The 21,500-nt window shown below is 71.8% G+C and carries 20 protein-coding genes and 1 riboswitch; of the genes, 8 read left to right on the top strand and 12 right to left on the bottom strand.

The annotated features are described in order from the left end of the window. Positions 1-17: 17 nt before the first annotated feature. The 9 genes from AB0K43_RS12560 to AB0K43_RS12520 all read right to left on the bottom strand — a co-directional run bounded on the left by AB0K43_RS12560 (position 18) and on the right by AB0K43_RS12520 (position 10,541). Positions 18-797, bottom strand: a complete 780-nt coding sequence (locus AB0K43_RS12560; RefSeq protein ID WP_363638737.1) for a ferritin-like domain-containing protein — start codon at positions 795-797, stop codon at positions 18-20. Positions 798-940: 143 nt separating this feature from the next. Continuing rightward, positions 941-1,753 carry a class I SAM-dependent methyltransferase gene (locus AB0K43_RS12555; RefSeq protein WP_363638735.1) on the bottom strand — a complete coding sequence of 271 codons (813 nt, stop codon included), beginning with the start codon at positions 1,751-1,753 and terminating at the stop codon, positions 941-943. Between the two features lie 148 nt (positions 1,754-1,901). Next, complete coding sequence (locus AB0K43_RS12550; RefSeq protein ID WP_363638733.1) at positions 1,902-2,939, bottom strand: dipeptide ABC transporter ATP-binding protein; 1,038 nt, start codon at positions 2,937-2,939, stop codon at positions 1,902-1,904. A gap of 28 nt (positions 2,940-2,967) precedes the next feature. Next, positions 2,968-4,056, bottom strand: coding sequence for an ABC transporter ATP-binding protein (locus AB0K43_RS12545; RefSeq protein WP_363638731.1), 1,089 nt, complete (start codon positions 4,054-4,056; stop codon positions 2,968-2,970). Next, positions 4,053-5,051, bottom strand: a complete 999-nt coding sequence (locus AB0K43_RS12540) for an ABC transporter permease (RefSeq protein ID WP_363638729.1) — start codon at positions 5,049-5,051, stop codon at positions 4,053-4,055. The genes AB0K43_RS12545 and AB0K43_RS12540 overlap by 4 nt, the downstream gene beginning before the upstream one ends. A gap of 120 nt (positions 5,052-5,171) precedes the next feature. Then, entirely contained in the window at positions 5,172-6,944 is a 1,773-nt protein-coding gene (locus tag AB0K43_RS12535) for an ABC transporter substrate-binding protein (protein WP_363638727.1), read from the bottom strand. Between the two features lie 113 nt (positions 6,945-7,057). Then, the gene (locus AB0K43_RS12530) at positions 7,058-8,050 is read right to left on the bottom strand and encodes an ABC transporter permease (protein ID WP_363638725.1); all 993 of its coding nucleotides are present in this window, start codon (positions 8,048-8,050) and stop codon (positions 7,058-7,060) included. Positions 8,051-8,665: 615 nt separating this feature from the next. After that, positions 8,666-9,478: an enhanced serine sensitivity protein SseB C-terminal domain-containing protein gene (locus AB0K43_RS12525; protein WP_363638799.1), complete on the bottom strand. Its 813-nt coding sequence runs from the start codon at positions 9,476-9,478 to the stop codon at positions 8,666-8,668. Positions 9,479-9,752: 274 nt separating this feature from the next. After that, complete coding sequence (locus AB0K43_RS12520) at positions 9,753-10,541, bottom strand: enhanced serine sensitivity protein SseB (protein ID WP_363638723.1); 789 nt, start codon at positions 10,539-10,541, stop codon at positions 9,753-9,755. Between the two features lie 158 nt (positions 10,542-10,699). Next, a riboswitch (glycine riboswitch) is annotated at positions 10,700-10,804 on the top strand. Between the two features lie 176 nt (positions 10,805-10,980). Here AB0K43_RS12520 and gcvT point away from each other — a divergent pair. From gcvT to AB0K43_RS12490, 6 genes are all read left to right on the top strand, one after another. Continuing rightward, a complete protein-coding gene (gene gcvT, locus AB0K43_RS12515) occupies positions 10,981-12,099 on the top strand; it encodes a glycine cleavage system aminomethyltransferase GcvT (RefSeq protein WP_363638721.1) in 1,119 nt (372 codons plus the stop codon). Between the two features lie 80 nt (positions 12,100-12,179). Then, a complete protein-coding gene (gene gcvH, locus AB0K43_RS12510; protein WP_363638719.1) occupies positions 12,180-12,560 on the top strand; it encodes a glycine cleavage system protein GcvH in 381 nt (126 codons plus the stop codon). An 88-nt stretch (positions 12,561-12,648) separates the two neighbouring features. Further along, positions 12,649-13,917: a serine hydroxymethyltransferase gene (gene glyA / locus AB0K43_RS12505; RefSeq protein ID WP_363638718.1), complete on the top strand. Its 1,269-nt coding sequence runs from the start codon at positions 12,649-12,651 to the stop codon at positions 13,915-13,917. Between the two features lie 145 nt (positions 13,918-14,062). Beyond that, positions 14,063-15,430 carry an L-serine ammonia-lyase gene (locus AB0K43_RS12500; protein ID WP_363638716.1) on the top strand — a complete coding sequence of 456 codons (1,368 nt, stop codon included), beginning with the start codon at positions 14,063-14,065 and terminating at the stop codon, positions 15,428-15,430. A 156-nt stretch (positions 15,431-15,586) separates the two neighbouring features. Continuing rightward, positions 15,587-15,856, top strand: a complete 270-nt coding sequence (locus AB0K43_RS12495) for a type II toxin-antitoxin system prevent-host-death family antitoxin (RefSeq protein WP_363638714.1) — start codon at positions 15,587-15,589, stop codon at positions 15,854-15,856. After that, positions 15,846-16,304: a type II toxin-antitoxin system VapC family toxin gene (locus AB0K43_RS12490; RefSeq protein WP_363638712.1), complete on the top strand. Its 459-nt coding sequence runs from the start codon at positions 15,846-15,848 to the stop codon at positions 16,302-16,304. The genes AB0K43_RS12495 and AB0K43_RS12490 overlap by 11 nt, the downstream gene beginning before the upstream one ends. Positions 16,305-16,328: 24 nt before the next feature. Here AB0K43_RS12490 and AB0K43_RS12485 read toward each other — a convergent pair whose 3' ends face one another. After that, entirely contained in the window at positions 16,329-16,697 is a 369-nt protein-coding gene (locus tag AB0K43_RS12485; protein ID WP_363638710.1) for a DUF1801 domain-containing protein, read from the bottom strand. A gap of 154 nt (positions 16,698-16,851) precedes the next feature. Between AB0K43_RS12485 and AB0K43_RS12480 the strand changes: the two genes are divergently transcribed. After that, positions 16,852-17,175: a YciI family protein gene (locus AB0K43_RS12480; RefSeq protein WP_363638708.1), complete on the top strand. Its 324-nt coding sequence runs from the start codon at positions 16,852-16,854 to the stop codon at positions 17,173-17,175. A gap of 62 nt (positions 17,176-17,237) precedes the next feature. Next, positions 17,238-19,199: an RNA polymerase sigma factor gene (locus tag AB0K43_RS12475; RefSeq protein ID WP_363638706.1), complete on the top strand. Its 1,962-nt coding sequence runs from the start codon at positions 17,238-17,240 to the stop codon at positions 19,197-19,199. A 288-nt stretch (positions 19,200-19,487) separates the two neighbouring features. On the opposite strand, the gene AB0K43_RS12470 is transcribed toward AB0K43_RS12475, so the two are convergent. Continuing rightward, the gene (locus AB0K43_RS12470; RefSeq protein ID WP_363638704.1) at positions 19,488-19,997 is read right to left on the bottom strand and encodes an ATP-binding protein; all 510 of its coding nucleotides are present in this window, start codon (positions 19,995-19,997) and stop codon (positions 19,488-19,490) included. A 155-nt stretch (positions 19,998-20,152) separates the two neighbouring features. Next, positions 20,153-21,379, bottom strand: a complete 1,227-nt coding sequence (locus AB0K43_RS12465; RefSeq protein WP_363638702.1) for an Ig-like domain-containing protein — start codon at positions 21,377-21,379, stop codon at positions 20,153-20,155. Positions 21,380-21,500 lie beyond the last annotated feature (121 nt).

Raw genomic sequence — 21,500 nt, 5'->3', positions numbered from 1 at the left:
CCGGCCGCCGGGCGGGGTCAGACGAAGGACTCACGCGGCGGCGGGCCGCCCAGGGCGTCCAGCCGGTCGGGCATCCGCAGGGTGGTCATCCGGTGCCGGCCGCCGATCAGCTCGTAGGCGAACACGCCGTGGATCCCGGCCGCCAGCACGGCCGACTTGGCGGTCGGCCAGCGCAGGATCCGGCCCATGTGCGACATCACCGCCAGGCTGACGTCACGGTAGGTACGGATCTCGGCCCGGGCCGTCTCCTGGAGGGTCTGCAGGATCCGCCGACCGTGCCCGGCGGCCGCCAGCCGGAGCAACTCCTCGTGGCAGTAGGCGAGATGGTTGTCCTCGTCGTTGGAGATCATGCGCACGGCCCGGCCGATCTCCGGGTGCTGCCCGAACACCTTGCGCAGCAGCCGCATCTGCTCGGAGGCGCGCTGCTCGGTGACCCGGCTGTGCGCCAGGTAGGTGATCACGTCCGCCTCGCCGAGCGGCTCGTCCCGGCGCAGCCGGGTGTGCGCCAGGCCGATCCCCTGGCGCTCCAGGAGCATCGTGTAGTCGGTGTCGTCCGGCACCTCGACCGGCGAGAGCCCGCGCTTGTGCAGCAGGGCGTTGAAGATCCGGCCGTGCTTGTCCTCGTCCGCGCCGTGCCGGGCGATCCTGGGCGCGAGCCACTGGTCCTCGACCAGCCGGGCGATCCGGCCGTTCTCCCAGCCGCCCTGGTCCTCGCCCTTGGCCGCGATGGAGCAGAACAGCCGGAACGCCTCGTCGTGGTCATGGATCTCCTGGAACAGACTGCGTGCGGACAGCACCGGACAGGCCTCCCAGCTGCCCGGCCGGGGTCGGGCGTCGATCGGATCACAACACCGATCAGTGAACGCACCGGGCCGCCCCACCCGCAACACGTGGGGCCGCCGCCTGCTCCGTACGGAGGACCGGCCGTCCGGCAGAAGGCCTACACCCGGGTGCCGACCGCGACCAGCGCCGCCGCCGGGAAGCCGTCGCGGTAGCGCGCGGCCAGCCGGCCGTAGGCCGCCCGGATCCGCTCGACCTCCTGCGGCGGCCGGCCCTCGATCAGCGCGGCGGTCAGCACCGTCCCGTCCAGCACGTCCTGCCACCAGCGGTCGGCGTCGACCCGGTGGGTCCAGCCGGCCCGCTCGACCCGGACCTCGGCGAGGCCGGCCGCGCGCAGCAGCCCGGCCAGCGCCTCGGGGCCCGCGTACCGGGCGAACGGCGATCCGGCGGGCACGCCCGGCGGGCGGGCGGCGCCGGCCTCGGCGACCGCGTCGAAGAACACCCCCTGGGCGCGGTTGCGCTCGGCGGTGTCCCAGCAGGAGAGCACCAGCCGGCCGCCCGGCCGCAGCACCCGGCCCAGGTCGGCCACGGCGGCCGGCGGGTCCGGCACGTGATTGATCACGAAGGCGCCGATCGCCGCGTCGAACTCCGCCCCGGCGAACGGCAGTCCGGGCAGCCGGGCGGTGCGGACCAGGGCGCCGGGCAGCGCCGCGGCGGCGGCCCCGGCCATCCGCCGGTCCGCGTCGGTGGCCACCACCCGCGCGCCGCGGGCCAGCGCCCGCGCGGCGAGCCGGCCGGTGCCGCAGCCGACCTCCAGCAGCCGAATGCCGGCGCCCACCGCGGCCGCGTCCAGCAGGGCTTCGTGCAGGCCGGCGGTCATCGCGCCGAAGCCGTCGTGGTAGGTCGCGCTGCGCCGGGCCCAGCCGCGCCGCTCGAACGCGGCGAACTCCTCGTCGTCAGCCGTAACCGCCATGTCGCTGTCTCCTCGGCCCTCGGGCCGTGCCGCGGCCCAGTCTGGCACGGCCGCCGGACGCCCCCGCCCTCCCCGGCTGCCCCGGCCGTCCGGACGTGCGAGGGCCCGGGCGCGCGCACGCGCCCGGGCCCTCGGGACGACCGGACGGTCAGTCGGTCGCCGGGTTCTCCGGGAAGTGGCAGGCCACCTGGTGGCCGGACTTCGCCGCGACCAGCGGCGGCTCCTGGCCGGCGCAGATGTCCTGCGCCTTCCAGCAGCGGGTCCGGAACCGGCAGCCGCTCGGCGGGTTGAGCGGCGAGGGCACGTCGCCGGTGAGCAGGATCCGCTCGCGGCGCTCCTTGCGGCGCGGGTCCGGCACCGGCACCGCCGACATCAGCGCGTTGGTGTACGGGTGCATCGGCGCCCGGTACAGCGAGTCCCGGTCGGCGATCTCGACGATCTTGCCGAGGTACATCACCGCGACCCGGTCCGAGACGTGCCGGACCACCGAGAGGTCGTGCGCGATGATCAGGTAGGTCAGGCCGAGCTCCTTCTGGAGGTCGTCCAGCAGGTTGACCACCTGCGCCTGGATGGAGACGTCCAGCGCGGAGACCGGCTCGTCCGCCACGATCATCTTCGGCCGCAGGGCCAGCGCGCGGGCGATGCCGATGCGCTGGCGCTGCCCGCCGGAGAACTCGTGCGGGTAGCGGTTGTAGTGCTCGGGGTTGAGACCGCACAGCTCCAGCAGGTCCTGGACCTGGCGCTTCAGCCCGTGCTCGCTCGGCACCTTCTGGAGCCGGAACGGGGCTCCCACGATGGTGCCCACGGTCTGCCTCGGGTTCAGCGAGGAGTACGGGTCCTGGAAGATCATCTGGATGTCGCGGCGCAGCGGCCGCATCGCCCCGACGCCCAGGTGGGTGATGTCGGTGCCCTCGAACTCGATCTTCCCGCCGGTCGGTTCGTCCAGCCGCGTGATCAGCCGGCCCATGGTCGACTTGCCGCAGCCGGACTCGCCGACCACGCCGAGGGTCTCGCCCGCGTTGACCGTGAAGTCGATCCCGTCCACCGCGCGGACCGCGCCGGTCTGCCGGCGCAGCAGCCCCTTGGCGATCGGGAAGTGCCTGGTCAGACCGGTCACCCGAAGCAGCGGCTCCCGGTCGCCGGCGGGCGCGGGTGCGGGGATCGTCGCCGTCGATGAGTCCGTCATCGGTTCTCTCCAAAGGGGTGGTACGTGCTCACAGCCGGGGCGCGATCTCTTCGGCGAAGATCCGGTGGCGTTCGGCGGTCGGCAGGTGGCAGGCGGCGAAGTGCCGCTCGGCGGCCTCGGCCAGCACCGGGCGCTCGGTGGTCGAGCGGCCGACGGTCCGGTCCGCGTACGGGCAGCGCGGGTGGAAGGCGCAGCCGCTCGGCACGTTGATCAGGCTGGGCGGGGAGCCCTTGACCGGGATCAGCCGGTCCTGGAGCTCGCGGTCCAGGCGCGGCATCGAGCCGAGCAGGCCCCAGGTGTAGGGGTGCTCGGGCGACTCGAACAGGGTCGCGGCGGGGCCGCGCTCCACGCACCGGCCGCCGTACATCACCAGGATGTCGTCGGCGAGCTCGGCGACCACCCCGAGGTCGTGGGTGATGATGATGACGGCCGAGCCGAACTCCTGCTGGAGGTCGCGGATCAGGTCCAGGATCTGGGCCTGCACGGTGACGTCGAGCGCCGTGGTGGGCTCGTCGGCGATCAGCAGCGAGGGGTCGTTGACCAGCGCCATGGCGATCATGGCGCGCTGGCGCATACCGCCGGAGAACTCGTGCGGGAAGGCGTCCACCCGCTTGTCCGGCTGCGGGATGCCGACCCGGTCGAGCATCTCGATCGCCCGCTTGCGGGCGTCCTTCTTGCTCGCCTGCGGGTGGTGCGCCCGGTAGGCCTCCACGATCTGGGCACCGATCGTGTAGTACGGGTGCATCGCGGTCAGCGGGTCCTGGAAGATCATGGCCATCTTCTGGCCACGCAGCTGCCGGACCCGGTCGGGGTCGGCGGAGATCAGCTCCTCGCCGTCCAGCCGCACCTCGCCGCTGATCTGCGGGGCACCGCGCTTGGTGCCCATCCGGTGCAGACCCATGATGGACAGCGAGGTGACCGACTTGCCGGAGCCGGACTCGCCGACGATGCCGAGGGTCTTGCCCTGCTCCAGGTCGAAGGTCAGCCCGTCGACGGACTTCACCAGGCCGTCGTCGGTGGGGAAGTGCACCTTGAGGTCACGGACCGAGAGGAAGGCCGAGGAGGTCTTCCCGGCGCCGGTGTCCACCGGCGTGATGGTCTTCTCGGTGTTGCTCATGCCAGCCTCACCCGGGGATCGACAACGGCGTACAAGACGTCAACCAGCAGGTTGGCCAGGATGATGAAGAAGCCGGCGAAGAGGGTGACACCCATGATCACCGGAAGGTCGCTGGCGCTGATCGCGGCGACCGCCTCGTAGCCGAGGCCACGGAAGTTGAAGGTCGTCTCGGTGAGCACCGCGCCACCGATCAGACCGCCGAGGTCCATGCCGAAGACGGTGAGGATCGGGGTCAGCGTGGAGCGCATCGCGTGCTTGCCGATGACGGTCCGCTCGGTCAGGCCCTTGGCCCGTGCCGTGCGGATGTAGTCCTCGCCGAGCACGTCCAGCAGGGTGGCCCGGGTGAGCCGGGCGTAGGTGGCGGCGTACAGGAACGCGAGCGTGATCCAGGGCAGCACCAGGTTCTGGAACCACATCAGCGGGTCGACGCCGAGTTCCACGTAGTCGTGCGGGAACCAGCCCAGCTGGTAGACGAAGATCGCGCTGGCCAGCATGCCGGTGAAGTAGATCGGCAGCGAGACGCCCGCCAGGGCGGTGGTCATCGCGAAGCGGTCCAGCAGGCTGCGCCGGCGCAGCGCGGAGACGACACCGGCCAGGGTGCCGAAGACCAGCCAGAGCACCGAGGCGCCGGCCGCGAGCGAGGCGGTCACGCCCAGTCGGTCGAGCAGGACGGGCCACACCTCCTGCTCGGTCTTGAACGAGTAGCCGAAGCAGGGGGCCGCGCAGTGGGTGACGTCGACGCCGGTGCTGTAGTCCCGGCCCGCGAACAACCCCTTCAGGAAGAGGAAGTACTGCTCGACGATCGACTTGTCGAGGCCCATCTTGTGGCGGATGCCCTCGACCGCCGCCTTGTCGGCGATCTTGCCGACGTACAGCAGGGCCGGGTCGCTGCCGGTGAGCTTCGGCACCATGAAGAAGATGCCGAAAGTGACCGCGGAGACCACCAGCAGCATGGCGACGACGTTGATGAGCCGTCGGATGAAATACACGAGCACTGCGGTCGGCCCCGCCCCCGGCCGGCCGGGAACTCCGGTGGGAGTTCCCGGCCGACCCGGGCGGAGCCTTCACCTGCCCTTCGGACTAGCTGTGCGAACTACGGGAGCGGGCGGGGCAGGTCACTTGCCGTCGGAGACACCGAGCGCCTGGAAGTCGACCTCGCCGAAGGCCTGGTTGACGAAGACGTTGGTGAGCCGCGGGTTGCGGTAGTTCAGCGCCTTGTCGGCCACGATCGGCAGGTAGACCGCGGAGTCGGTCACCTTGTGGTTGATCTTCTTGTAGAGCTCGGCGGCCTTGGCCGGGTCGGTCTCCGCCGCGGCCTGGTCGAACCAGGCGTTGACCTCCGGGTCGTCCGTCTCGGCGTAGTTGCTGTTGCCGTTCTTGACGATGAAGCGGCCGTCCATGAGCGGCTGCATGTAGCCGGCGCCGTTCGGGTAGTCGGCGCCCCAGCCGACGACCAGCAGACCGTAGTTCTTGCTGTGCACGACGTCCGGCGCACCGGCCACCGAGGCCAGCAGCTTGCCGTCGTACTGGTCGACGGTGACGTCGACGTTGATGGCCTTCAGCGCGGTCTGGAGGGCAACCGCGGAGTTGACCTCCTTCTCCTTGTTGCCACGGACCGCGATGGTGGTCTTGAAGCCGTCCGGCTTGCCGCAGGCGGCCAGCTCCTCCTTGGCCTTGGCCAGGTCGGGCTTGCCCTTGGTCAGACCGAACGGGTCGTAGTCGTCCGAGCCCAGGATGTTCGGGGGCAGCATCGAGCCGTAGGTCGAGCCGGCCACCGAGCCGCCGCGGGCGGTCTGCAGCGCGGTGGTGTCGGCCGCGTACATGACGGCCTTGCGGCAGTGCTCGTTGTCGAAGGGGGCGACCTTCGGGACGACCGTGATGTAGCGGATGAAGCCGTTGTACGGGTCGTCCGTGTTGGCCTTGAGCGCCGGGTCCTGCAGCACCTTGACCTGGGCGGCCTGGGAGAGGCCGGTCTGGCTGAAGTCGATGTCCGCGCTGCCCTCGAGCAGACGGGCGTCCATGTCGTCGGCGTTGGTGGTGATGGTCAGCTTGACGGTGTCCGGCAGCGCCTTGCGGAACGGGTCGGTGGCCGCGTCCCAGCTCTCGTTGCGGACCAGCTCGACCGACTTGCCCGGGTCGATGGTCTTGAACTTGTACGGACCGGAGGAGACCGGGTGGTCACCGTACTTGCTGCCGGTGTCCAGCTTCTGCGGGACCGGCGAGGCCGAGCCCATCGCCAGCAGGTACGGGAAGGAGGAGTCCGCCTTGTCCAGGTGGAAGACGATCGTGCTGTCGTCCGGGGTCTCCACCGTCTTCAGACCCAGCTTGTTGGGGTCGGTGTCGGTGTAGGGGCCCTTGTAGTTCTGGCCCTGGTCCAGCGAGTTGATCAGGTAGGTCGGGCCGCCGGAGACGACGTCCTGGGCGAAGATGCGCTCGATGCCGTACTTGATGTCCTTCGAGGTGATGGCCGAGCCGTCCTCGAACTTCACGCCGGGCTTGAGCTTGAAGGTGTAGGTCTTGCCGTCGGCCGCGATGGTCGGCTGGTCGGCGGCCAGGTCGGGAACGAGCTTCAGGCCGTCCTTGCCCGGCTTGGCGTCGAAGGCCAGCAGGGTGCGGGCGTAGAAGCGCTCGAAGTTCCAGACCGAGGCGTAGTAGGCGCGGCCCGGGTCCCAGGAGTCGGCATCCGTGCTGGTCCAGAGGTTGAGGGTGCCGCCCTTCTTGTCGGACGGGTTCACCACCTTCTCGGCAGCGGCGTTGAAGCCCGCGCTGGCGGCCTTGGTGGCGCCGCCGTCGCCGGTGCCGCCGCCCTTGCTGCCGCCGCACGCGGCGGTGGTGAGGGCCAGCGAGGCCACCAGGGCTGCGGCGGCGAGCGTCCTGTTACGCGTCATGGGAACTGAATCCTCCTGGAGATGTGCGGGCCCGGACGGTCCGCCGGGGCTGACGCCCCGTGGGGGTGTGGCAGGAACAGACAGGCCCTGCCGGGACTGTGGACTGTGCGGGCTCAGGTGCCCTTGGGGTCGAGCGCGTCACGCAGGCCGTCACCGAAGAGGTTGAAGGCGAGCACGGTGACGAAGATGGCCACACCGGGGACGACCATGTAGGTCGGGTCGGCCTGGTAGATCTTGGTCGCGGCGGACAGCATCTGACCCCAGGACGGCGTGGGCGGCTTGACGCCGGCGCCGAGGAAGCTGAGTGCGGCCTCGCTGAGGATGTTGGTGGGGATGATCAGGGTCGCGTAGACCAGGATCGGCGCCACCAGGTTGGGCAGCAGCTCGCGGAAGAGGATGTGCGCCCGGCCGGCGCCCAGGCTGCGCGCCGCGTCCACGAATTCGCGGTGCCGCAGCGACATCGCCTGCCCCCGGACGATGCGCCCGATGTACGGCCAGCCGAAGAATCCGATCACCAGGACCAGGATGCCCATCCGCAGCAGGCTGCCGTCCACTCCCAGCAGGGAGTTGGGCATCACCGAGACCAGCGCGATGCTGAACAGCAGCTGCGGGAAGGCGAGCAGGACATCCATCACCCGGCTGATCACCGAGTCGACCCAGCCGCCGAAGTAGCCGGCCGCGATGCCCATCACCACGCCGATCACCACGGAGACGATCGCCGCGGAGAAGGCCACGCCGAGCGAGATCCGGGCGCCGTAGATGATCCGGCTGAAGACGTCCCGACCGAAGGTCGGGTCCACGCCCAGCAGGAAGTCGCCGCTCATCCCACCGAAGGGGTGGTTGGGCAGGCCCAGGTCGGGGTTGATCTGATCCGGGTGCGGCTCGTCGACCGGGTGGCCGAACATCGCGGTGAGGACCGGGGCGAAGAGTGCCACCAGGATCAGCAGGATCACCACGACGCCGCCGGTCAGGGCGACCTTGTCACGCTTCAGTCGGTCCCAGGCGATCCGGCCGGGAGACCGTCCTTCGATCTTCTTGGACGGGCCGGCGACCGCGGCGGGCGTCGCCTCGGCCTCGGTACCGGTGGTCTCGGTGGGTGTGCTCATGAGTCAGTTCGTTCCCCTCGCCGACGGTGGCCGGCCCACGGTGTCGCGCCCCCGGCCGGGCCCGGGCCCGGTCCGGGCCTGGCCCCGGGTGGCCCGGGATCGTGACAGGTGCGTGTGCAGAGCGGTGCGGTGGTACCGAAAACCGTTGCGGCGGTGCAGAGTTCGTTTTCAGGGGGAGCCGACCGCTGACTCGGCGTGGGGGTCGGGTCAGTGGAGGCTGGACTTCAGGGATGGTGCTGAGTGGTGCGGGCGGTGCAGATGTGCGCGGTGCGGTCCGGGCGGAATGCTCATCGCACGGACCTGTGACTTTCGGCTGGCGCGCTCGCCTTCGTGGGGCTCGTTCACGCGCTCTGCATTGCGCAGAACTCTGTGTCATTCGGACAGCTTTGCGCCAGACCTCACAAGGGAAGGATGCCCAACCGTGATCTGCCTGCATGCACGACTGTTTCCGCCGCATATCGCTCTTCACACAGGTGTTACTCGCCTGTCAAGACGCATGCTGACGGAAGGTCGCCAATGGCGGAGAACTGCCAGGTGGTCGCCGCCACGGCAGGCCGGAGCACCCGCCCGGGAAAAACCCGTCGGGTGCTCAGGGAAATGGTGTACGAACCTGTTTCAGCGGCCGGGGTAACCGGGCCACGGCTGCTGCTGCCAGCCCGCCACGGACTGCCCGTGCTGCGGCGGCGGATAGCCGTACCCCGGATACGGCGGGGGCGCGGCCTGCGAGTGGCCGTAGTGGCCCTCGCGGTCGAAGATCGGCCGCCCGTTGGCCAGCAGCCACATCGCGACCGGGTCGAACTCGTCGGCCAGCATCACCGTGGACACCGCCGTGCCGTCCGGCACGTGCGCGACCGCGCGCTGGACCAGCGCCCGGGCCGCCTCCACCGCGGGCGGCGAGGTGTCGTACAGGTCGAGGCCGATCGCCAGGTAGGGCTCGCCCAGCGCCGGGCGGACCCAGACCTGCCGCAGCGAGCGCAGCGGGCGGACCTCGGCCGCCTGCCGGACCAGCACCTCGTAGAACTGCGGCGCCTGCAGCTGCGGCTCGCTCAGCCGGAGCGGACCGGCCGGCAGCCGGTCCAGGCCGACCGCGATCCGGCGCAGGTCCGCCCAGGGCACGCCGACCCCGCCGCCGGGCACGTGCGGATCCAGCCACAGGCCCCAGCGGGTGCGGTAGAGCGCGGCCGCGATCTCCAGCCCGGAGATCACCTCGTGGCCGCGGGCCCAGCCGCTGGCGGTGAGCTGCCCGGGAGACGTGACGGCCGGCGCGTAGCCGTGGCCGCCGATGTCCATGTTCCCGTACTGGGCGTCCGGGCTGCCGGGCTGCCCGTGCCAGAGCAGCATCCAGACCTGGCCCTCGGCGAGCGCGCGCAGCAGTGCCTCGTACGCCTCGTACCGCTCGGGCGCGACCTGGCCCAGGGCGCGCTCGATCGCGCCCGGGTCACCACCGGGACGCGCCGCGGCAGCCGGGCCCCACTGGCCCGGCGCGCCGCCGCCTGCCGCTCCCGCGCTCACGCGCCCACCTCGCTCTCGCCCGTCCCGTCGCCTCCGCGCCCCCGCCGCGCGGGGCTGTCGGCAGCAACCCTATTGGGCCGGGCCGACAGCCGTCATACCGCCATCCCCTACCGGGGGGTTCGTCCTTGGGGCGGCCGCACCGCCGCGGGCCCGCGGCGCCCGGCCCACTGCGGCCCGGCCTCGGACCGCTTCAGCCCCGGACGTAGAACGGCCGGACCCGGGCCAGCAGCCAGTCGACCACCGGGTCGGCGGCCAGGTCGAGCAGCACCAGGTGGACGCCCCAGGCCGGAGCGGCGGTTCCGAGCGCGCGGCCGAGCGCCTCGCCCACCCGGGCCGGGTCGGCCGGCAGCCCCGGGTCGAGCTGGATGCCCAGGTAGAGCAGCGTGGCCTCGCCCTCCACCTTGGCCAGTGCCCGACGGGCCGTCAACACTTCCGGCAGCAACGAGAGTTCCGCACCGGCGGCGGCCAGGAAGGCGTACGGCTCCTGGTGCGGCTCGGGCTCCTTGAGGGCCACCCGGGCGCCCTCCTGGACGGCCTCGCCGCGCTCCCCCTGCGGGCCGCGGCGCAGCTCGCCCACCCCCTCCGGCGGCACCGGGATGCCCACCGGCGCCTCGGGGTTGACCGCGATCCCGATCCCCAGCGGCAGCCCGCGGGCGAACTCCCACATCGGGGCGATCGCGAAGGCCATCCCCGGCGCCTGGCGCAGGAACTCCTCCTGCGAGGAGAACACCGGCACGTACGGGGCGCCGGCCAGCTCGATGGTGGGCAGGTCGAGCGACTCGCCCTGCCGGTCGGCGCCGGCCGGCAGCGGGATCCAGACCTGGCTGCGGGCCAGCACCTCGATCACCCGGGGTGTGGCGCCCGGATCGCCCAGGGCCGCGGTGAGCACCTGTTCCAGCTCGTTGACCGGCCAGCTCCCGCCCTCGGGAGCCGAGCCCGGCTCCGTCCAAGGCTGTGCCTCGCCCGCCGGGTACCCCATCCGCTTCTGCCCCTTCCAGCTTGGCCGGGCGAGCCACGCGCCGCGCGGCCCGTGCGCCGGCCGAAGAACCGTCCCGCAGAGCGTATCGCCCGGCCCCCCTCCCCCCGGGCCGCCCGGGCATGCCATGATGGCCCCGATCGAACTTCATACTGGCCGCTCGAACCCGCGCGGGAGAGTCCGGATTGCCTTCTGAAGGCTGGGCCGGCGCCGAAGGAGCAAGTCCTCCCCGGAATCTCTCAGGCCACCCATACCGCCCGGGCTAGGCACATCTGGAAAGTGGACACGGCCGCGCCGTGCGCCCACCCACGGTGCAAGCCGCCATTCTTATGTGCGGTGAAGCTCTCAGGTTGTGACGACAGACGGGGAGACTCCGCCCCCGCATGCCCGCGTCCAGACGCGGGTGCGCTCCTGTCAGTGCCAGCCGAGGAGTCCCGCCCCCATGTCCCTGCGCCACACCGCACTCGACGCCCTGCACCGCTCGCTCGGCGCCACCATGACCGACTTCGCCGGCTGGGACATGCCGCTGCGCTACGGCTCGGAGCGCGAGGAGCACCTCGCGGTCCGGACCAGGGCCGGCCTGTTCGACCTCTCGCACATGGGCGAGATCACCGTCACCGGCCCGCAGGCCGGTGAGCTGCTGGACCACGCACTGGTCGGCTTCATCTCGGCGCTCGGCGTGCTGCGCGCCCGCTACACCATGATCTGCCGCGAGGACGGCGGCATCCTGGACGACCTGATCGTCTACCGCACCGGCGAGACCGAGTACATGGTGGTCGCCAACGCCTCCAACGCCCAGGTGGTGCTGGACGCGCTGACCGAGCGGGCCGAGGGCTTCGACGCGGTGGTCCGCGACGACCGCGACGCCTACGCGCTGCTGGCCGTCCAGGGCCCCGAGGCGAACGGCATCCTGGCCTCGGTGACCGACGCCGACCTGCCGGGTCTGAAGTACTACGCGCTGCTGCCCGCCACGGTGGCCGGCCGGCAGGTCTGGCTGGCCCGCACCGGCTACACCGGCGAGGACGGCTTCGAGATCTTCTCCGCCCCCGCCGACGCCGAGCACCTGTGGCAGGCGCTGACCGAGGCCGGCGCCGACAAGGGCCTGGTCCCGTGCGGCCTGTCCTGCCGCGACACGCTGCGCCTGGAGGCCGGCATGCCGCTGTACGGGCACGAGCTCTCCACCGACCTGACCCCGTTCGACGCGGGGCTGGGCCGGGTGGTCCGCTTCGACAAGACCACCAACGACGGCGAGTTCGTCGGCCGCAAGGCGCTGGAGCAGGCCGCCGCGGCGGCCGGGACCAACCCGCCGCAGGTGCTGGTCGGCCTGGTCTCCGAGGGCAAGCGCGTCCCGCGCGCCGAGTACGCGGTGGTCTCCGCCGACGGCACCCCGATCGGCCGGATCACCTCCGGCTCCCCCTCGCCCACCCTGGGCAAGCCGATCGCCATCGCGTACGTGGACGCGGCGCACGCCGCCCCCGGCACCGCGGTCGCGGTCGACGTGCGCGGCAAGCACGAGCCGGTCGAGGTCGTCGCGCTGCCGTTCTACAAGCGCGCCCGCTGAGGCGTCCGTACGAACCCCTGGTCCGGTCCGCTCAGCGGACGGCTTCGCCCTACCCTCTTGCGATCCTGGAGAATGACCTCATGAGCAACCCCACGCACCTGCAGTACACCAAGGAGCACGAGTGGCTGACCGCGGCTGACGCGGACGGCGTCTCCACCGTCGGCATCACCAAGCACGCCGCCGACGCGCTCGGCGACATCGTGTACGTCCAGCTCCCGGAGGTCGGGGAGAGCGTCACCGCCGGCGAGACCTGTGGTGAGCTCGAGTCCACCAAGTCGGTCAGCGACCTGTACTCGCCGGCCACCGGCGAGATCGTCGAGATCAACCAGGCCGTCATCGACGACCCGGCGCTGGTCAACGGCGAGCCCTTCGAGGGTGCCTGGCTGTTCAAGCTCAAGGTCGAGGCGACCGACGAGCTGCTCGACGCCGAGGCCTACACCGCCTTCACCACCGGCGGCTGAACCACCGCGTGAAAGGGGGCCGGCCGCAGCGCGGCGGACGGCCCCTTCCCCTCAGGTAACCCGCCCAGCCCCACGGGAAGACCCACTCATGACGGTTCTCAACCAGTCCCTGCACGCACTCGACCCGGAGATCGCGACCGCGGTCGACGCCGAGCTGCACCGCCAGCAGACCACCCTCGAAATGATCGCCTCCGAGAACTTCGCCCCCGTGGCGGTCATGGAGGCCCAGGGTTCGGTCCTGACCAACAAGTACGCCGAGGGCTACCCCGGCAAGCGTTACTACGGCGGCTGCGAGCACGTCGACGTGGTGGAGCAGATCGCGATCGACCGGATCAAGGAGCTGTTCGGCGCCGAGCACGCCAACGTGCAGCCGCACTCCGGCGCGCAGGCCAACGCCGCCGCGATGTTCGCGCTGATCCAGCCGGGTGACACCATCCTGGGCCTGAGCCTGGCCCACGGCGGCCACCTCACCCACGGCATGAAGATCAACTTCTCCGGCAAGCTCTACAACGTGGCCGCGTACCACGTCGACGAGAAGACCGGCCTGGTGGACATGGTCGAGGTCGAGCGCCTGGCCAAGGAGCACCAGCCCAAGCTGATCATCGCCGGCTGGTCCGCCTACCCGCGCCAGCTGGACTTCGCCGAGTTCCGCCGGATCGCGGACGAGGTCGGCGCCCTGCTGATGGTCGACATGGCGCACTTCGCCGGTCTGGTCGCCGCGGGCCTGCACCCGTCCCCGGTGCCGTACGCGGACGTGGTCACCACCACCACCCACAAGACCCTGGGCGGCCCGCGCGGTGGCGTGATCCTCTCCAAGGCCGAGTGGGCCAAGAAGATCAACTCCGCGGTCTTCCCCGGCCAGCAGGGCGGCCCGCTGGAGCACGTGATCGCCGCCAAGGCGGTCTCCTTCAAGGTCGCCGCCTCGGAGGAGTTCAAGGAGCGCCAGCAGCGCACCCTGGAAGGCGCCAAGATCCTCGCCGAGCGCCTGCTGCAGGCCGACGCGACCGGCGCCGGCGTCTCGGTGCTCTCCGGCGGCACCGACGTGCACCTGGTCCTGGTGGACCTGCGGCACAGCGAGCTGGACGGCCAGCAGGCCGAGGACCGCCTGCACGAGGTCGGCATCACGGTCAACCGCAACGCCGTCCCGAACGACCCGCGGCCGCCGATGGTCACCTCCGGCCTGCGGATCGGCACCCCGGCCCTGGCCACCCGCGGCTTCCAGGCGGAGGACTTCCGCGAGGTCGCCGACATCATCGCCGAGGCGCTGCTGCCCGCCTTCGACGAGGCCAAGGCCACCGCGCTGAAGGCCCGCGTCACCGCGCTGGCCGAGAAGTACCCGCTCTACCCGAACCTGTAGTTCACCCCGGGGTACGGCGGGCGACCCCCGCCGTACCTCCCGGTTCTCCGGGGCACCGCGCACACTGGAACGTGGTCGCGGTGCCCCGCGCCGTGTCCGCACGCCCCCCAGCACGTCTCCACGAGACCAGACAAGGACGTCCCCCGTGGCCATCAGCGTCTTCGACCTCTTCTCCATCGGCATCGGCCCGTCCAGCTCGCACACCGTCGGCCCGATGCGGGCGGCCCGGATGTTCGCCCGCCGCCTGAAGTCCGAGGGGATGCTGGCCCAGGTCACCACCGTTCGGGCCGAGCTGTTCGGCTCGCTCGGCGCGACCGGCCACGGCCACGGCACCCCGAAGGCCGTCCTGCTCGGTCTGGAGGGCAACTCGCCGCGGACCGTCGACGTCGACCAGGCCGACCTGGACGTGGACCGGATCAAGGCCGACAAGCGGCTGCGTCTGCTGGGCATGCACGAGATCGCCTTCGACGCCGACACCCAGCTGGTCCTGCACCGCCGCAAGTCGCTGCCCTACCACGCCAACGGCATGACCCTCTGGGCCTTCGACGCCGAGGGCGCCACGGTGCTGGAGAAGACCTACTACTCCGTCGGCGGCGGCTTCGTGGTCGACGAGGACGCGATCGGCGCCGACCGGGTGGTGCCGGACGACACCGTGCTGCGCTACCCGTTCCGCACCGGCGAGGAGCTGCTGCGGCTCACCCGGGAGACCGGGCTGTCGATCTCCGGCCTGATGCTGGAGAACGAGAAGGCCTGGCGGACCGAGGCCGAGATCCGCACCGGGCTGCTGGAGATCTGGGGCGTGATGCGCGAGTGCGTCAGCGCCGGCATGTCCCGCGAGGGCATCCTGCCCGGCGGCCTCAAGGTCCGCCGCCGCGCTGCCTCCGGCGCCCGGGCGCTGCGCGCCGAGGGCATCGGCCCGGCCAACGCGATGGAGTGGGTCACCCTCTACGCGATGGCCGTCAACGAGGAGAACGCCTCCGGCCAGCGGGTGGTCACCGCCCCGACCAACGGCGCGGCGGGCATCATCCCGGCCGTCCTGCACTACTTCCAGAACTTCATCCCCGGTGCCGACGACGACGGCATCGTCCGCTTCCTGCTGGCGGCCGGCGCGATCGGCATGCTCTTCAAGGAGAACGCCTCGATCTCCGGCGCCGAGGTCGGCTGCCAGGGCGAGGTCGGCTCCGCCTGCTCGATGGCCGCCGGCGGCCTCGCCGAGGTCCTCGGCGGCAGCCCGGAGCAGGTCGAGAACGCGGCGGAGATCGGCATCGAGCACAACCTCGGCCTGACCTGCGACCCGGTCGGCGGCCTGGTCCAGATCCCGTGCATCGAGCGCAACGGCATGGCCTCCGTGAAGGCCGTCACCGCGGCCCGGATGGCCCTGCGCGGCGACGGCCGGCACCACGTCTCCCTCGACAAGGCGATCAAGACCATGAAGGAGACCGGCGCCGATATGAAGATCAAGTACAAGGAGACCTCGCGGGGAGGACTCGCGGTCAACGTCATCGAGTGCTGACCCCCCGCCCCGCACGGACCCCCTGACGAGCCCCCGGCCAGCACCAACCCCGGCCGGGGGTTCGCCCGTCCCCGACGGGGCAGCGCGGGGGGCAGTGCTGCCAGGCGCGCGTAGCACACCATGGCACGGTGTGGCACACCCGGATATGCTGGAGCCGTGCCAGCCCAACCGGAGATCACACAGCGGGACTTGCGGAGCAGGTCGAAAGAGATCATGGATGCCGTCCAGGCCGGCCAGTCCTTCACGGTGACCCGTGACGGTCATGGGATCGGTGAGCTGATCCCGCTGCGCAGGCGCAGGCGGTTCGTCCCCCGCGGGGAGTTCGCCGCGATGTCGAGAAGCGCGCCCGACATCTCCCTGGAGGCGTTCCGCGCCGACCAGGACATCACCGCCGAGCAGGGGACGGACGATCCCTATGCCCGCTGAGTTCGCGCAGGGCCTGCTGGACACCAACATCATGATCCTGCGCAAGTGGGTGGACCCGGCCGAGCTCCCCGCCGAGATGGCCATCAGCGCCATCACGCTGGCCGAGCTGTCCGCCGGTCCGCACGACGTTCGTCGCAACGAGGAGCAGAGCGACTACGACGAGTACGCCGAGCGTGCCCGGCGGCTCGACGTGCTCCAGCGCGCCGAGAACGAGTTCGACCCCATCCCCTTCGGCACCGAGGCCGCGCGGATCTACGGCCGGATCTGCGCGGGGGTGATCGGTGCCGGCCGCAAGCCGAGGCGCCGGGTGGCCGACCTGATGATCGCAGCGATCGCCGTCGCCGAGGAGCTGCCGCTGTTCACGACCAACCCCGACGACTTCAAGGACTTGGAGTCACTCCTCACGGTGGCGCCCGTGACCAGGCCGAGCGTGCTGCACGACCGCTGAGTCCCCGCAGCGCCCGGAGCGAGGTCACCCCTCGGCGCTCTCCAGTCCTCGGGCGAACTCCAGCCAGGTGGTGAAGAGTTCGGGGTCGACCTCGGCCGTCGAGCGGAGCTTGACCGCGGCCATCGCGCGGGCGCCGGGAGCCAGCCGGCCGGAGGGGTCGGGGATCTCCTGGCCGCGCCAGAAGCCGAAGGCGAGGTGACCGGCGTAGGCCTTCAGGTAGCAGACCGGGGCCTTACCCGGCGCGGCGCCCAGGCTCCACACCGGGTGCCCGTGCCAGAGTGCGCCGGTGCCCGGCAGTGCCGCCTCGACGAGCGGCAGCAGCCGGTCGGTGATCTCGCGCTGGGCCTCGGGCAGGGCGTCGACGTACTCGTGCGCGGTGGTGAACTTCGGCATGGTCTCGGTGTCCTTCTCGGGTCGGTCCGTCTCGGTCTCTCGCCGACACGTCGAACGCCGGATGTGACAGGGAATGCCGGAGCGTTCCCTGTCACATCGACCTGTTCGACGTCAGGGCGGAACACCGCATCACCACCAGACGGAGGAGCACCCCATGCGCTACCTGATGACCACCAAGGCATCCGACACCGCCCCCGACGAGGCCCTGTTCGCCGAGATGGCGAAGTTCGTCGAGGAGCTGTCCGCGGCGGGCGTACTGCTCGCCACCGGCGGCCTGGAGCCGGGCGGCCTGCGGGTGAGCTCGGTGGGCGACGAGATCACGGTGACGGACGGGCCGTTCGCCGAGGCCAAGGAGGCCGTGGCCGGCTTCGCGCTGATCGAGGTCCGCTCGAAGGAGGAGGCCGTCGAGCTGGCCCGGCGCTTTCGCCGGATCGTCGGTGACGGCGAGAGCGTGATCCAGCAGGTCTTCGGCCCCTGAGCCGGGCCGCCCGCACCCGCCACGGCTTGCACGCCGGCCGTGGCGGGTGCTGTCATCGTGCGGTGCTGGATCCCCATCGCACCATCGACGCGGTCTGGAAGCTCGAATCGGCCCGGATCATCGCCGCCCTCGCGCGGCTGGTCCACGACGTGGGCCTCGCCGAGGAGTTGGCGCAGGACGCGCTGGTCGCCGCACTGGAGCAGTGGCCCACCTCGGGCGTCCCGGACAACCCCGGCGCCTGGCTGACCGCCATCGCCAAGCGCCGCGCCGTCGACCACATCCGGCGCTCCAAGCGGCTGGAGCGCAAGCAGGAGCAGCTCGCCCAGGAGCTGGAGCGGCAGCCCGAGCCCGAGCCGGACGACCTGCTGCGGCTGATCCTGGTCTCCTGCCACCCGGTGCTGCCGACCGCGGCCCGGGCCGCCCTGACCCTGCGACTGCTCGGCGGCCTGACGGCGGACGAGATCGCCCGGGCGTTCCTGGTCGCCAGCACCGAGATCACCCGGCGCATCGCCGACGCCAAGCGGACCCTGGCCGTGGCGGGGGTCCCGTTCGAGCTGCCGGCGGGGGACGAGCTGGCCGCGCGGCTGGCCTCGGCGCTGGAAGTGATCTACCTGATCTTCAACGAGGGGTACTCGGCCACCTCCGGGGACGACCTGATGCGGCCGGGCCTGTGCCTGGAGGCGCTGCGCCTGGGCCGGCTGCTCGCCGAACTGGCCCCGCAGGAGCCGGAGGTGCACGCCCTGGTCGCGCTGATGGAGATCCAGGCCTCCCGCACACCCGCCCGCACCGGCCCCCGCGGCGAGCCGGTCCGGCTGCACGAGCAGAACCGCGGCCGCTGGGACCAACTGCTGATCCGCCGCGGCTTCACCGCGATGCTGCGGGCCCGGTCGCTCGGCGGCCCGCCCGGCCCGTACGTGCTCCAGGCGGCGATCGCCGTCTGCCACGCGCAGGCGCGGCGGGCCGAGGACACCGACTGGGGGCAGATCGCCGGGCTGTACGAGGCCCTGGTACGGCTGCTCCCGACGCCGGTCGTCCGGCTCAACCGCGCGGTGGCGGTCGGCATGGCCCGCGGGCCCCGGGCGGGGCTCGCGCTGGCCGACGAGCTGACCGCGGACCCGGCCCTGCGCGACTACCACCTGCTCCCGAGCGTCCGCGGCGACCTGCTGCTCCGGGACGGTCAACTCGCCGACGCCCGGCGGGAGTTCGAGCGGGCCGCGGCGCTCACCAGGAACGCCGCCGAGTGCGCCTTCCTGCTCCGCCGGGCGGACGGCATCGCCGTCGGCGCGGACCCGGCCACCCTCGGCGCGGCCGCACGCGGCTTCCTGGCCCGCGACGACCTGGACGCCGCCACGCTCCGCTCCTACGGGCAGACCCTGCGCCGGCTGTGCCTGGCCTTGGGCGAGCGGCTGCCGCTGGCCTCGCTGACCGCCGAGCAGGTGGCCGGGGTGTGCGCGGCGGCCTGGGGCGGGGCGGCCGCGAAGACCTGGAACCGGCACCGGTCCGCCGTCCGCTCCTTCGCGACCTGGGCCGGAGCGCAGGACCTCGCCACCGGGCTGGAACGCCGGGCCGAGACCCGGCCCCGCACCGCCCCCGTCGACGCCCGGCACCTCGACGCCCTGTGGGCGCGAACCGACCTGCCCGTAAGGGAGTTGACGCTGTGGCACCTGCTGCACGAGTCGGCGGCCGGGATCCGGACCGTGCTCGCGCTGAACGTCGAGGACCTGGACCTGGACGACCGCCGGGCCCGCACCGGCGGCGGCCGGGTGAACTGGCGCTCGGGGACCGCCCGGCTGCTCCCCGCCCTGCTGGCCGGCCGGACCAGCGGCCCGCTCTTCCTCACCGACCGCCGCCCGGGCCCGGCCCGGAGGCCGCCGGCGGCGGACCGCTGCCCGACCACCGGGCGCGGCCGGCTGTCCTACGAGCGCGCCGAGTACCTCTTCAAGCAGGCGACCAGGCCGCTGGACCCGGCCGGCGAGGGCTTCACCCTCAGTCGCCTGAAGCCACCGAATCCACACATCAGATGACCAGGACCTGAATAATCACAGGCATGTGCGCGAATCCATTCACACACCTAAGGTGAAGTGGGTTACATACCTTCCAATCCAATTTGCTCACATGCTGAGACCGTGCAATAGTCGAACAAGTCGGGCGTTACGCACGCCCGGCGCGATCCACGGCCTCCCTGACCCGGCACGGCCGTCACCACTGCGCGGCATGCACCCCCATTGGCCTGCGCGGTGACCTGCAGGGGCCCCCGGACCACGTACACCCGTGGACGGGGGGCCCCGCAATGGTTTTCGCCGCCGGTCAGGTCAACCGGCGACGCGCTCGCGGACCTTCAGCTCGAACCAGACCCCTTTGCCGCGCGGCAGCAGATCCGCGCCCCAGCGGTCGGAGACCTCCGAGACCACCCGCAGGCCGTGCCCGCTCTCGTGCAGCGGCTCGGTGGACATGATCAGGCAGGGCAGCGCCCGCGAGGAGTCCCGCACCTCGATCCGCACCCAACCGGGTCTGCGGACCATCCGTAACCCCACTGTGCGCCCGCCGGCGTGCCGCACCGCGTTGGCGACCAGCTCGCCGGTGAGCAACTCCCCCGCCTCCAGGTGCTGGTGGAGACCCCAGTCGGACAGGACGGCGAGCACCACCCGCCGGGCGATGCCACCGGCCGACGGACGGGACGGCAGCCGGGCCTCCTCGGCCGCGGTGTGGTCGCGGAGCAGCCGGTGGGCGGCCCGCTCCAACTCCTCGGGCGTCCGCCGTTCCAGCTCCGACAGCGCCAGCACGCTGCACACCGCCAGGCCCTGATCGGCCGGCGCGGCCAAGGAATGTGATGCCTGGTCTGCTTCGCCCCATCCTGCCATGCGCCAATCATTGCGGAACGCATGCGGGCGCGTACGGACAATGACCAAACGATCACTAGTCACTTGGCATATGCCCGCCGCAACCGAACGTCCGCCCGCCAGGACCGTTCGGGGGCCTACCAGTTGGCCCAGGCGAGGTTCCAACCGCTCAGACCGTTGTCCGCCTCGACCGACTTGCCCTTGGAGTTGACCACGGTGACGACATCGCCGATCAGCGAGGAGGCGTAGAACTTCCCGGCCCGCGAACTCGCGCTGCCGCCCTTGCCGTCGGCCAGGCCGATGCAGCCGTGGCTGGCGTTGTAGGAGCCGAACGCGCTGCTCCAGTAGTTGCCGTGGACGTAGGTGCCGGAGTCGGTCAGCCGCATCGCGTGCGGCACGTCGGAGATGTCGTACTCCTCGCCCGAGCCGACCCCCGCGACGCCCTGGGAGGTCATCCGGGTGGTCTCCGCCATGTCCTCGACCACCATGGTGCCGTTCCAGGTGTCGAAGCCCGCCTTGCCGGCCGTGAACGGCACGCTGTCGACCTCCTGGCCGTCGCGGACCACCTTCATCTGGTGGGTGGCCACGTCCGCCGTGCTGACCTGGGAGCGGCCGATGGTGAACGGCTCGTCCCGGTCCACCCCGCCGTAGACGCCGGGCGCGACCTCGACGCTCTTCAGCCGGTAGTGGACGTTGACCTTGGTGCCCGGCTTCCAGTACTCGGCCGGGCGGAAGTCGATCCGCTGGCTGCCGAACCAGTGGCCCTTGACCACGGTGCCGTCGGAGGTCTCGAAGGTGACCCCCTTCTCCACCGCCGCCTTGTCCTTGACCGGCCGCTCGAAGGTGAGCGAGACGATCATGCCGACCCCGTAGCCCGCGTTGTCGGAGATGTTGTCGTGCGCGCCGGCCTCCTTGGTGGGGGTGAGCGTGCTGAACGCGCTGGTGGCCGCGGTCTCGACGCCGTTGGCGTCGGTCGCCCGCGCCGCCACCTTGTACTGCGCGGAGACCGCCAGGTTGCCGCTCGGCACCCAGCTGAGGCCGTCCGCGGCGAGGGCGCCGGGCACCGCCTGGCCGTCCGGCCCGGTGACCGAGACGGTGGTCAGCTTCCCCCCGGCCACGCCGACCTTGAGCGCCCCCGCGGGCTTCACGTCCTTGGCGCCGTCGGCCGGCTCGATGCTCAGCACCGCGGCCGAGGTGGTCGGCTTCGCCGAGCTGGCGGCGGCGGGCGCCGCACCGGCCTGGGAGGGGCCGGCCGCCAGTCGCGCGGCGCTGCTGTCGCCGCCGCCCGAGCTGCAACCGGTCGCCAGCAGTACCAGGGCGCTGCCGAGCGCCCCTGCCGCCAGACCCGTGCGTATCGACTTCACTCTGTTCTCCCGCTCTCCCCGTGGGCCGTCAGCCCTATACACGTGGGGTACCCACCCCAGGTTGCGTGACCAGGGTCGAGATTCGGTCACGAACGGGAAACGGCCCGGCCGTTCCGAGGAA

It is taken from the genome of Kitasatospora sp. NPDC049258, assembly GCF_040678895.1.
In the GTDB taxonomy this organism is placed as follows: domain Bacteria; phylum Actinomycetota; class Actinomycetes; order Streptomycetales; family Streptomycetaceae; genus Kitasatospora.
This window is presented reverse-complemented; position numbering and strand designations above follow the sequence as displayed.